This window comes from Bacillus sp. 220_BSPC, assembly GCF_001054655.1.
Classification (GTDB): domain Bacteria; phylum Bacillota; class Bacilli; order Bacillales; family DSM-1321; genus Peribacillus; species Peribacillus frigoritolerans.
The window spans coordinates 1-10774 of record NZ_JVPL01000270.1 but is presented as its reverse complement, the minus strand read 5'-3'; the positions used below and the strand labels follow the sequence as shown (position 1 = coordinate 10774).

At 40.2% G+C, this 10774-nt stretch carries 15 protein-coding genes and 1 pseudogene; 12 read left to right on the top strand and 4 right to left on the bottom strand.

Annotated elements, in window-relative coordinates; genetic code table 11:
• Positions 1-87: 87 nt before the first annotated feature.
• Complete coding sequence (locus ADA55_RS21395) at positions 88-1014, bottom strand: NAD(P)-dependent alcohol dehydrogenase (RefSeq protein WP_048687489.1); 927 nt, start codon at positions 1012-1014, stop codon at positions 88-90.
• Positions 1015-1222: 208 nt separating this feature from the next.
• On the opposite strand from ADA55_RS21395, the gene ADA55_RS21390 reads away from it, so the two are divergent.
• The 4 genes from ADA55_RS21390 to ADA55_RS21375 all read left to right on the top strand — a co-directional run bounded on the left by ADA55_RS21390 (position 1223) and on the right by ADA55_RS21375 (position 3148).
• The gene (locus ADA55_RS21390) at positions 1223-1792 is read left to right on the top strand and encodes a dihydrofolate reductase family protein (protein ID WP_048687488.1); all 570 of its coding nucleotides are present in this window, start codon (positions 1223-1225) and stop codon (positions 1790-1792) included.
• A 275-nt stretch (positions 1793-2067) separates the two neighbouring features.
• Positions 2068-2559 carry a DUF6773 family protein gene (locus tag ADA55_RS21385; protein WP_048687487.1) on the top strand — a complete coding sequence of 164 codons (492 nt, stop codon included), beginning with the start codon at positions 2068-2070 and terminating at the stop codon, positions 2557-2559.
• 28 nt (positions 2560-2587) lie between these two features.
• Positions 2588-2785 carry a helix-turn-helix transcriptional regulator gene (locus ADA55_RS21380; RefSeq protein WP_034309784.1) on the top strand — a complete coding sequence of 66 codons (198 nt, stop codon included), beginning with the start codon at positions 2588-2590 and terminating at the stop codon, positions 2783-2785.
• 108 nt (positions 2786-2893) lie between these two features.
• Entirely contained in the window at positions 2894-3148 is a 255-nt protein-coding gene (locus tag ADA55_RS21375) for a sigma-G-dependent sporulation-specific acid-soluble spore protein CsgA (RefSeq protein WP_034309781.1), read from the top strand.
• 43 nt (positions 3149-3191) lie between these two features.
• Here ADA55_RS21375 and ADA55_RS21370 read toward each other — a convergent pair whose 3' ends face one another.
• Together ADA55_RS21370 and ADA55_RS21365 are read right to left on the bottom strand one after the other, a co-directional pair.
• On the bottom strand, positions 3192-3851 hold the full coding sequence (locus ADA55_RS21370) for a hypothetical protein (RefSeq protein ID WP_048687486.1): 660 nt from the start codon (positions 3849-3851) through the stop codon (positions 3192-3194).
• Between the two features lie 146 nt (positions 3852-3997).
• Positions 3998-4861, bottom strand: coding sequence for a LysR family transcriptional regulator (locus tag ADA55_RS21365; RefSeq protein ID WP_048687485.1), 864 nt, complete (start codon positions 4859-4861; stop codon positions 3998-4000).
• A 119-nt stretch (positions 4862-4980) separates the two neighbouring features.
• Between ADA55_RS21365 and ADA55_RS21360 the strand changes: the two genes are divergently transcribed.
• The 7 genes and pseudogenes from ADA55_RS21360 to ADA55_RS21330 all read left to right on the top strand — a co-directional run bounded on the left by ADA55_RS21360 (position 4981) and on the right by ADA55_RS21330 (position 8503).
• Positions 4981-5283: a DUF2798 domain-containing protein gene (locus ADA55_RS21360; protein WP_309247778.1), complete on the top strand. Its 303-nt coding sequence runs from the start codon at positions 4981-4983 to the stop codon at positions 5281-5283.
• Between the two features lie 145 nt (positions 5284-5428).
• Positions 5429-5647 (top strand): DUF1659 domain-containing protein, encoded by a 219-nt coding sequence (locus tag ADA55_RS21355; RefSeq protein WP_048687484.1) that lies wholly within the window; start codon positions 5429-5431, stop codon positions 5645-5647.
• A 43-nt stretch (positions 5648-5690) separates the two neighbouring features.
• The gene (locus tag ADA55_RS21350; protein ID WP_048687483.1) at positions 5691-5909 is read left to right on the top strand and encodes a DUF2922 domain-containing protein; all 219 of its coding nucleotides are present in this window, start codon (positions 5691-5693) and stop codon (positions 5907-5909) included.
• Positions 5910-5941: 32 nt separating this feature from the next.
• Positions 5942-6106, top strand: a complete 165-nt coding sequence (locus tag ADA55_RS21345) for a YvrJ family protein (RefSeq protein WP_311765544.1) — start codon at positions 5942-5944, stop codon at positions 6104-6106.
• 156 nt (positions 6107-6262) lie between these two features.
• Positions 6263-6466, top strand: a pseudogene (locus ADA55_RS21340) (KGG domain-containing protein); the annotation flags it as partial.
• A gap of 168 nt (positions 6467-6634) precedes the next feature.
• Entirely contained in the window at positions 6635-7021 is a 387-nt protein-coding gene (locus tag ADA55_RS21335; RefSeq protein ID WP_048687481.1) for a KGG domain-containing protein, read from the top strand.
• 135 nt (positions 7022-7156) lie between these two features.
• Positions 7157-8503, top strand: a complete 1347-nt coding sequence (locus ADA55_RS21330) for a DUF3238 domain-containing protein (RefSeq protein ID WP_048883182.1) — start codon at positions 7157-7159, stop codon at positions 8501-8503.
• A gap of 76 nt (positions 8504-8579) precedes the next feature.
• Here ADA55_RS21330 and ADA55_RS21325 read toward each other — a convergent pair whose 3' ends face one another.
• Positions 8580-8972 (bottom strand): thiol-disulfide oxidoreductase DCC family protein, encoded by a 393-nt coding sequence (locus ADA55_RS21325; RefSeq protein ID WP_048687479.1) that lies wholly within the window; start codon positions 8970-8972, stop codon positions 8580-8582.
• 375 nt (positions 8973-9347) lie between these two features.
• Here ADA55_RS21325 and ADA55_RS21320 point away from each other — a divergent pair, with 375 nt between their 5' ends.
• Positions 9348-10295 carry an acyltransferase family protein gene (locus ADA55_RS21320; protein WP_048687478.1) on the top strand — a complete coding sequence of 316 codons (948 nt, stop codon included), beginning with the start codon at positions 9348-9350 and terminating at the stop codon, positions 10293-10295.
• The last annotated feature ends 479 nt before the right edge of the window (positions 10296-10774 follow it).

Here is a 10774-nt window from a genome sequence, read left to right as displayed (position 1 = left end):
AGGAGGCTTGGCAGACAGTCGGCGGAAAGGGAGCGGATTTCTGAAATCAAATGGAACGTTTTTCAAATAAAAACACTATGGGTTTTGTCAGGGTCGATCATCATCAACCAAAGTTATCACGACATTTCCCTTTTTATGTCCTAGCTCTACGTATCGATGAGCTTCTGGAATCTGTTCCAGCGGGTAGCGTTTATCAATGACCGATTTTAATTCTCCAGTTTCGATGAGCTCTTTGAGAAATAGTAAATCTTCCGTACGTTCCTTTACTATGCCCTGTCCTTCAACGGACACGTATCGCCCGTTCAGGGTTAGTGCTTTTTTGCATGTGGCTTTCGAACTTTTCCCGACAGCATCAAAGATGATATCATATCGCTCTTGTCTTTCCGTAAAATCCTCTTCCGTATAATCAATTACTTTATCGGCTCCCAATGATTTCACCAATTCAAAATTAGCTGCACTGCATACTCCGGTAACTTCTGTTCCAAAGTATTTGGCCAGCTGTACCGCGGAAGTGCCTACCGAACCGGATGCGCCATAGATGAGGACTTTTTGTCCGTCCTGGATATTGGCTTTTCTGAAAAAATGCAGAGCTGTCGTTCCGCCAAAAGAAACGGCGGCGGCTTCTTCATAGGTCATATTGGCAGGCTTCATTGCGATTGGGCCGTCTTCGGGTAAGCATGTGTATTCGGCATGGGCCCCGAAATTCATTCCAGTCATGGCAAAAACCTGGTCGCCTTTTTTGAATTTCGTCACATTCCTCCCCGTGTCTTCTATCTCCCCGGACAACTCCACTCCGAGTATCGGTTTTCGCGGTTTTCTAAGGCCCAGGAAGAGTCGCATCGGCAGCCATAATAAGAAAGGGCTATTGAAACTCCTGACTCGTACGTCCCCGGAAGCCACTGTTGCCGCGTGAACCTTTACCAGTATTTCGTTTTCCTTTGGGGTTGGCTTTACTACCTCTTTGAGTTCCAGTACATCGGGTGAGCCGTATTTCGTGCATACCATTGCTTTCATCGCAAGTCTCCTTAGTTTTTGATACAATCTTTTAATACTATGATAGAAGCTGTAAGATAAAACTAACGTAACTGAAGTAACTTCTGATGAAATGTTGAAAAGCAGTGAGCTTCATGGGGGATTCCCTGAGGCAATCAAGAGTACGTTCATTCGGATAATGCCGCGAAGCCTTTGGCTTTGCTGATACACGACAGAAGGAGATTAAAGAATGACCATGAACGAAAGACCAAGAAGAATAATTTTAGATTTAGCAGTTACATTAGATGGATTTATTGAAGGGCCGAAAGGAGAAATCGACTGGTGCATTATGGACTCTGAAATGGGGTTCATTGATTTCTTGAATCAAATTGATACTATTTTTTATGGAAGAAAAAGCTATGATTTATGGGGGCAATATACGCCAGAAAATGAGGTATCCGATACTGAGAAAGAAATGTGGAATATCGTTCATGGCAAAGAAAAATTCATGTTTTCTAAAACGAAAAAAAGCACTGATAATAACGTAACGATCATAAATGATGATATTGTTGAAGAAGTAAATAAAATAAAGAATACGCCTGGTAAAGACATCTGGCTTTATGGAGGGTCAAGTCTTATTACTTCTTTTATAAGATTGGGGCTGGTTGATGAATTCAGGTTATCTGTTCACCCTGTTATTTTAGGGGAAGGAAAACCTTTGTTTATAGACATAAAGGAGAGATTGAACCTAAATCTGGTTAATACAAAAAGCTTTTCCTCTGGCGTCGTCCAACTTTGCTATCATCTTAATGAAGAGTAATGGTTAAGCATGATGATATATACTTGTAAAATGATGAATTCACGAGTAAAACCCAAAAACTCACGAGTAAATGCTTAGAATTCACGAGAAAATCCCCAAAACTTATGAGTAAAACCCTAAATAAGGCTAGCGAGGTATCCGGACTTGATGTGTGGATACCTTTTTTTATACATATTGCAATTTATAAATTATAAAATGTAATATATATGTTGCAAAAAGTAAAATGAATCATATAATAAGGGTAAGCGATGGAATTAAATGGAGGTCGATTAAAGATGAATCTATTTAAACGAACGAAAAAGATCACGGATGAGCGGATTGAGAATGTTAGAAATAAAATTTATAAAGAAATGTATTATGTCATCTTGGTCATTTGCCTGGCGAGTGCACTTTTCAAATTATATAAATATGGTGCAGGCAGCGGGGAGTTATATCTGGAATTCGCGATTCTTGTTGGTGGGGGGCTGTATTACTTAGCTCGTTCGATTTTCTTAGGTGTATTCTGGGATGAAGTGGAGATGCATGACCGCAACAGCAAAACACCGATGAGCAAGAAGACGATTCTTGGGACGGTTGCTTTAGCACTTATCATCGCTATATTCATGGGCGTGAATAGTGCTGTATCCTATGCCGATGGCAGTTCCCAGGGCGTATGGTATTTTGTATTGGTATCATTTGTATCCGTTATGATCTATTTGCCGATTTTACTTCTGTTTTTTGGCGGTATATACTTGCTGGCGAAGAAAATCGGAATGAAAAATAGCTAAGATAATAAGAAATAGTAGGTGCTGTCCCTTGAAAAATATAAAACTGAAGCTTGCGAGAGTAGAAAAGGACTTGTCACAAGAAGAACTGGCCAAGATTGTCGGCGTATCCAGGCAAACGATAGGATTGATTGAATCCGGAAAGTATAATCCCTCATTAAGTTTATGTGTCGGGATTTGTAAAGCATTATCCCGTACATTGGATGATTTGTTTTGGGAAGAAGACTAATTGGGTATCCATTGACTTGGATATCTTTTTTTTCAGGAATTTATCATCAAAAAATGGGGGAAGGTATAGCATGTAAGCAAAAATCTAACATTCGAGAGGGATGGTTTGATGGATCGTACGATTGGTTACTTACGTGAGATATTGTCTAACTATACGGACCAATATCCTGAAGCGCAGGAAATATATAATAAAATCAAAAGCGGACACTTTCATTCGGAAGAAGAACTCGTCAATAAGCTATCCGGTAAAGAGGCCAGTCTCCTTAACCATATTCTTCCTCAGGAAATCAAGCATGCAAAGGAAGCGAGTGATTCGGAACGGGTCACGCAATTATCAGAGGTATATGAACTGATCATTATATGATGAAACCTTGTCCATGATGATCATGGACAAGGTTTTGTTGGTTTTATTCCATTTCACTAAGTGAATCCATATGACTGGCTATCATGGCGATGATCGTGCTTGCTTCTTCCTTGCTGAAAATGAAATTCGTTTCATCCTTTATCAGATCATCATCCGCTGTCCGAATCCGATTGATCCGTTTCAGCACACCATCACCCGTCTCCTGAACGATACCGAACTGATAGGTGACCTCCACTTCATTATCCTGGATATAGGCAGTCACTTCAGGCGTTTCCCAATCTACATCGATTTCGTATATATCGGAATTTTCGCCGTCAGGATCATACAAATCATCATTTTCATCATCCATATCCATTTCATATGCATAATCGTAATCATCATCATCCTCATCTTCTTCCAAATAGTTATGGAAGCTCTCGTGGACAGCATCGATGATATCTTCAATATCCGAAAGAATGACTTTGCTGATCTGCCCTAAATCCGGATCGAACGATTCCATATAAAATTCTTCATTATACGGATCAAAAAACAGCGAGGAAAAATAATCCCGCTCATCGTCTTCCAGCTCTGTATAAAACTCGATGCGTGGATGCTTAGACCCGCGCTCCACGATCATACTGCCATTGCGATCGTATTTCTCACAAATTGATTTAAGATGATCCTGCAATTCCCCGCTTACTCTGTCAAACCATTCTAATGACATCAACATCCACTTCCTTTCGAGATTATTATTTCCCAGAAAAGCCGAACATGACATGCCATTTAAAGGCAACTGCAATTTAACTTCACATCAGGAATGTATGTTATAAAAAAAGAATGTAAAGGGAAAATAAGATAAAAGCAAAAACGTTAGATTTCCCTATACCTTTCAATGATGAAGTCAATAAAATACCTGCTGGCGATTGGCAATACCCTTTTATCCTTATACGCCAAAGTAATGGTTCGGATAATAGAAGGAGAGATGCTTTTCGTTACAATATTATAAGGACATTTATGTAAGAGCAGTTTCGGTAAAATCGAAATGCCAAGCCCTTGTTCAATCATGGACATAATCGCATAAGGATCATATACCCGGTATTGTGTATCAGGTTCAAAATTGTACTGTTTAAAAATCATTAATGGTTCATGTATCACTCCTTCATCCAACAGAATATAAGGATCTTTTAGCAATCCCTCCAAGGAGACTACTGTGGATGATGCTAAAGGGTGATTTACTGGCATTACAGCCACCATTTCATCTTTTTGCAAGGGAATCGTAGTTAAATCCGAAACATTTGAATTCACAAAGCCAAAGTCTACGCTGCCTTCTTTAATCCAGTTTGAGATTTCCGTATAATTTCCTTGATGTAATTCGAAATGTACAGTTGGATAAAGTTCCTTAAAATCCTTGATCAATCCTGGTATCCAATGGCATGTAACACTGGAAAAGGTGCCAATTCGAATAAGGCCGCTTTGCAGTCCCTCCATCTCTTTATGCTTTTCAGTCAGTTCCCTATGTGAATTGCAAATCTTCCTGATATATGGCAAAAATTCCTCGCCATCTGGTGTCAGTGTAATACCCTTTCGAGAACGTAAGATAAGAGTGGTGGAAAGCTCTTCCTCTAATGAATGCACCATTTGGCTAATGGCGGACTGCGTATAGCCAAGTTCTTCAGCCGCTTTTGTAAAACTGCCTGTTTCTATGGTTTTGATAAAAGCATAATACGAATTCAACCCTACTAACCCCTTTGTATTAGTAATTCTAATAGATCTATTATAAAAATTGGTTTTACTAATGTAAATGGAAGAAATAAAATATAGTTGGGAAATATCAAGGAATCTAAAATTAAATCATGGAGTTGAAGCAGAAAATAATGAAGATTAACGTTAAATACAGAAATATTATTTATGCATGTATAATGGCTTTTTGTATGTCCTTTTTTATTTCATTCATATTAGTCTCAATAAATAGGGGGTATGATCATCAATTCTTATCTGCATGGTTAAAAACTTGGTCACAGGCTTTTACTTGTGCTTTCTTTGGAGCTTACTTCTTTCCGAGAGTCATACAACAAATAATGAGAAGAATTAATTTTGTAGAAGAACCGCTCATGATTGAGAAGGATTTATTAGTGAGAGAAGAAGACAATGGATGATGACAGTAGATAATTAAAAGGATCTCCTGATTTTAGAGCTGCCCAAATGATGGGGAGCTTTTTTGCTATTTCCCTGCAAAATTTCAGGATCATGCTACTTTCATTCTGTAAAAGTTTATATAGAGTGTGAAAGGGGGTGAGTGGCATGGCAAACCAGATTCCAGTTTCAAGTACGTTGCGGATCGATTTTGAGACGGGGTTAAATGAAAAAGGGGCTCTCGTTTTCAAGCGGAAAACCTTTTCGAACATCAAGGTCGAGGCGACGGCGGATCAGTTGTTTTCGACGGCTGTTGCAATCACAAGTGTGCAGAATTATCCAATGGGTGAAGTGACCCGGGTGGATATGTATTCATTGATTGGCTAAACGGTATTTGGAAAGAGGCCGAAAGCGGGGGAGGTGATTTGAAATGGCTAAAGTACTGGAATTGATTTTCGTTACGGAGGAAGGAAAGTCAGCGACGATTTCCGTTGATAATCCGAAGGAGCCGGTCGAAGTGAATACGGTTAAACTGGCAATGGAAAAAATCATTGCGGGGAACATGTTCGTTACATCTTCAGGGGATTTCGTCGATTTGAAAGCGGCACGCCTTGTCGAGCGGAATGTCGAGGAAGTGGAACTCATCTAAGAGCGGGTCTTGTTGGTCACCCTGGAAGAGAGGTGAAAAAATTGGATCAAATCCTGCCGTTTGTCAGTGATATTGGGTTCCCGATCATTGTTACCCTTTATTTGCTTCATAGGATTGAAACGAAATTGGATACTTTGAATGAAACCCTTATGGAGCTGCCAGAACGCCTGCGAGAAGGGATTCAGAAGCCAGGTTAAGGAAAAGCGGGGAGCCTCATGGGTGATAGCATCCATGAGGCTTTTCCTTTTAAAATGGAAAAGTTTTAATAGATTCTAGTTTTATATCAAAACTATCGGGTATACATAAAACTGTAGCTAGTTCATCAAAAATCCCAATAATAAGGAGGAGTTTTAATGGCTAACAACAATGAAAAAATGAGCAGGGAAGAAGCTGGCCGCAAAGGCGGGGAAGCTACAGCAAAAAATCATGATAAGGAATTTTTCCAAGAGATTGGTCAAAAAGGCGGAGAGGCCACTTCCGAAAATCATGATAAGGAATTCTATCAGGAAATCGGCAAAAAAGGCGGAGAGGCTAGAGCCGATCAACGTGATTCCGATGATTGAAAAATGAGCAGGAAAAAGCAGGACTTAATGGCGGGGAAAAAAGCCGCCGCTAAAAAAACAATCTGAAGTTTTTAGCTGAATCTAGTTTTATGGCTGTTCAAGCGGGTACATGACAAATGTAGCTAGTACATGGAAAATCCAAATAATAAGGAGGAATTTTTAATGGCTAACAACAATGAGAAAATGAGTCGTGAAGAAGCAGGACGTAAAGGTGGAGAAACAACAGCGAAAAATCATGATAAGGAATTCTATCAAGAGATTGGCCAAAAAGGCGGAGAGGCCACTTCCGAAAATCATGATAAGGAATTCTATCAAGAGATTGGCCAAAAAGGCGGAGAAGCGACATCCGAAAATCATGATAAGGAATTCTATCAAGAGATTGGTAAAAAAGGCGGAGAAGCGACATCCGAAAGTCATGGCAAGGAATTCTATCAGGAAATCGGCGAAAAAGGCGGAGAAGCACGGGCTAATCAACGTGATGATTCCGATGATGGAAAAATGAGCCGTGAAGAAGCAGGACGCAAAGGCGGGGAAAAAAGCCGCCGTTAAAATATAATCCAGTGAAACATATAAATGACCGAGGGATTAAACATTCCCTCGGTTTTTTTATGCCAGCACAGCACATTGCAAAGTGTTCTCAGGGATTAAAGTGGGTAAAGAATAACACCTATAAAAGAAGAGGTGATGAAGAAGTTGATTGTCCATTATTCATTTCCCCGTTTAAAAGTAGGCGGAGTTACATTCACTGCACGGCATTCATTGCTTGCTCTTGGTCTTGCGGGAATTGCTTATCTGGTTTCCAATAAGAGGAAGCATCAAGTGGTATTCAAAACGGCTTCATTGATGTGCAAAATTGAACGGAAAGTGGATTCCATCAAGCTTATTTGGCCTGATGAAGGTGGTTACTATAGGGTATTCAGGGGGCGAGAGCTGATTTACAGCGGCTCGGAGCCAAAGATGGCAGATCGGGGCCTGGCTCCAGGAACCATCTATACGTACACGATAGATAGCTTGAATGAAAAAGAACAGGCAGTGAACAGGATGAAAATACAGACATCAACGACCGCCGAAAATAAAAAAGAGGATAATATCCTTTTGGATTTGGTATTCACGACAATTGTCGCAAAAGGCCAAGCCAGCCTGGAATGGGAGCCCATCAAGGGAATAAAAGAATATACGATTTATAGAAACGGCGTGGATATTGGGAAAGTGAATGGATGTTCCTTCAATGATCGGAGTATTAGTGAAGATCAGGAATACACATATACCATTAAAGCGAAGCGGCCCCTACCGCGTTCAGAGCAGGGATCCTATGCCGTGAAATCCCTTGTAGCAAGTATTGTCGGAGCCGTAAAAAAAGGTTCATCACAAGCAAAGGCGGCGATCGAGGAAATAACGAATACCAAAAAGATAGGACCTGTAAAACAGCTTTTGCAGTCGGTTGAAAACGATATGGATGGTCAAAGGAAAAGAAATTGGCAGCTGCGCTATTCCACTTTTTTACCGGAAGAGTGGCTGAAAAACCCCAATCTGGCCTCAAAGGTTCCCTATTTTAAAGGAGACAACCGCGGGTTTGATCCTGAATCATCCCGTTTCCGGACCAGGGTCGATGTGTACATTCTCGAAAAGGAAAGTGAAGCCGAGATTGAATTCTCTAAAGCGGTCGGGAAAAGTGAGGCTTACAACCATGATGGGGATTTCCTTGAGGAGGGAGTGGCCTCGGATGAAGGTGTTATAGTGAAGCGCATATTATCAAATCATGAGAAAACGACAATCCAGCTGACACACTCTGTAGGCAATCCGATCATCATTTCACCTGCCGTGGATTATAAAGTGGTCGGGACCTTTTACCGAAATGGTGAAATCAATATCGCCGGCTATCATGATCAGGCCCCGCATCACGAAGTCTACCTAAAGGAGACAGACGACCAAAACTGGGAACCGCTGCACCTAGCGGAAAACAAAGGGCTCGAAATGATGGCGCACCCTACGGCCAATCATTTATGGAGATACTCCACATTCACACAATGAAAAGGACGAAAAGCCAAGAGAGCTTATCGTCCTTTTTTTTGTTGAGGTCCAATTTCAATCCATCCACTACATTTTCTTATAAAAACCGCTTTCGAACACTTGGCGACGGCAGCATACAGCTTTCTTCTTTCTTTCCGAACCATTTGTAACGGTTCCTGGCAATGAAATCATAAACGGAGTTCCGGATGAAGCTTGGGACGATGATGAAACCGTAAAGCAATTTCCATGCCCCTTGTAAGCGGCGGCAAATCCTCAAGGCTGCAGAGGATTTATAGTAGGCCTTATCCTTTTCGATCAGCACCATGCTATCTATATCTGCAGGAACATCATACTTCTTCAGCAACTCTTGTCCTGCCTCACTTTGAAGCGAAGCGTAATGAAAAAGCCCCTGCGGATCCCGCTTTATAATGAACTGGACACTCGAATCGCAAAAGTTGCATTCACCATCAAACAAAATGACCGGATTCATGAACATTCCTCCTATAGAGAGACGTTATCATACTCATGCTTATATAATACACTACCCGTTTTGAAAAGGCGAAAACGTCTGGAACTGCCTGGAGTTTCGATGATGGAAGGGATTGTCGTTCCGGCAAGTCACTAACAGGTACGTAAGCGCCGTAAGCCAATTGGCGGGTGGACCCATGATATAGGCAGTTTTTTGACTGTTATCAAACTGTTATTTTCCATTAACTAAACTGTAAACAAGCTGTGATATGGTAGATACTCCAATGAAGTTCCAAGCCGGCAATCCTATATTAGAGGAACGCCGGCTTTTTCATTCAAACCATAAATGAGGATTAGAAAATATAACTGGCAGTTTCTTTATAGGGGGTAAGATTTCATGAAACGTGATCCGTATTTTGACAATGCGAAAGCTGTCTTAATCGTACTAGTTGTTTTGGGGCACACATTAGCTAGAATGGTGGAAGAAAACCAATGGATTTTAACTATTTATCTGTTCATTTTTTCATTCCATATGCCAGCTTTTATTTTAGTATCCGGTTATTTTTCCAGAAAGATAAAAAGTAAAAAGGACCTCTGGGGGCTCATTAAGAAAATCTTAATTCCCTATGTAATATTCCAGGTGATATATACCTTCTATTATCAGAAGGTATTTGATGAACCAATAGACTTCACAATATTGACTCCAAGATGGGCTTTATGGTTCTTAATAAGCTTATTCTGCTGGAATATACTATTGTTTATATTTTCCTCGAGGAAATATGGAATCGTCCTTTCAATCATTGTCTCTCTAATAATCGGTTACTTTGGTGAAGTGAATGAATGGTTAAGTTTATCGAGAACCTTCTTTTTCTTTCCTTTCTTTTTAATTGGACATTTTTTAGAAAAAAATCATTTTGAATGGGTTAAAAAGAAAAGTAATGCCCTTATCGGCTGGGCTGTACTAGGGTTAATCTTTATCGGTATTTATTTCTATGGGGAAATGACTTGGAGGGAATGGTTTTATGGCCGCTTAGGTTATCAGGAATTAATGGAAGGCTCCATTGCCCTCGGCTTTATATATAAGTTACTCGTATATTTAATTATGGGAGCAGCAACTTACTGTTTTTTATGTATAGTTCCTAAAAAACAAACGTTTTTTACTGAAATAGGATCCATTACATTAGGTATTTATCTTTTTCATATGTTTTTCCTGGAATATGTTTACAACTCATTTATTTATGATTGGATCAAAGAAAGTGGCCAATACTATGTTTTATTAGTCATACCTGTAACCATAATATTTATATTATCAAGAAAACCGATAGTAAAAGTGAATGTGCGTTAATAGGAATGAAAATGAAAACATAACAGAATTTTAACACCTATAAAGCAACTTAAAGCAACTATCCCATTAGTTTGAAGGGCTCAGGCTGTAGACAAACTCGATGAAAAACAAGTTTGCTCAATTTTTATTTAGTAAAACATGGAACGTCGATTGGAACGTAGGGCACTCGCTTTCCGCGGGCGGTCCGCCCTCGTCGCTTTTGCGTCTGCGGGGTCTCCCCTCGACGCGCTTTTCCCGCAGGAGTCTCGCACCTTCCGTTCCAATCAACTCTGTGTTGAAATTTAGATAAAACCCCTTTTGTCTACAGTTTTTATGAGGGTTTATAAAACTTATAACGTAGGGCACTCGCTTTCCGCGGGCGGGAACGGTCTCATCTCGAACCATGATTTTAATACAAGACTAGTTTATCCTTCTTTTTTTTTCCTGTACTCCTTAATGGATGGAAGAAATTTGCGACACTCCTGCCGAATAACTGGCTA

Bases quoted from the DNA above. Each gene is read 5' to 3' on its own strand.
- ADA55_RS21395 (WP_048687489.1), bottom strand. From the start codon at position 1,014: ATGAAAGCAATGGTATGCACGAAATACGGCTCACCCGATGTACTGGAA.
- ADA55_RS21390 (WP_048687488.1), top strand. From the start codon at position 1,223: ATGACCATGAACGAAAGACCAAGAAGAATAATTTTAGATTTAGCAGTT.
- ADA55_RS21385 (WP_048687487.1), top strand. From the start codon at position 2,068: ATGAATCTATTTAAACGAACGAAAAAGATCACGGATGAGCGGATTGAG.
- ADA55_RS21375 (WP_034309781.1), top strand. From the start codon at position 2,894: ATGGATCGTACGATTGGTTACTTACGTGAGATATTGTCTAACTATACG.
- ADA55_RS21370 (WP_048687486.1), bottom strand. From the start codon at position 3,851: ATGTCATTAGAATGGTTTGACAGAGTAAGCGGGGAATTGCAGGATCAT.
- ADA55_RS21360 (WP_309247778.1), top strand. From the start codon at position 4,981: ATGGAGTTGAAGCAGAAAATAATGAAGATTAACGTTAAATACAGAAAT.
- ADA55_RS21355 (WP_048687484.1), top strand. From the start codon at position 5,429: ATGGCAAACCAGATTCCAGTTTCAAGTACGTTGCGGATCGATTTTGAG.
- ADA55_RS21350 (WP_048687483.1), top strand. From the start codon at position 5,691: ATGGCTAAAGTACTGGAATTGATTTTCGTTACGGAGGAAGGAAAGTCA.
- ADA55_RS21335 (WP_048687481.1), top strand. From the start codon at position 6,635: ATGGCTAACAACAATGAGAAAATGAGTCGTGAAGAAGCAGGACGTAAA.
- ADA55_RS21330 (WP_048883182.1), top strand. From the start codon at position 7,157: ATGAAGAAGTTGATTGTCCATTATTCATTTCCCCGTTTAAAAGTAGGC.
- ADA55_RS21325 (WP_048687479.1), bottom strand. From the start codon at position 8,972: ATGAATCCGGTCATTTTGTTTGATGGTGAATGCAACTTTTGCGATTCG.
- ADA55_RS21320 (WP_048687478.1), top strand. From the start codon at position 9,348: ATGAAACGTGATCCGTATTTTGACAATGCGAAAGCTGTCTTAATCGTA.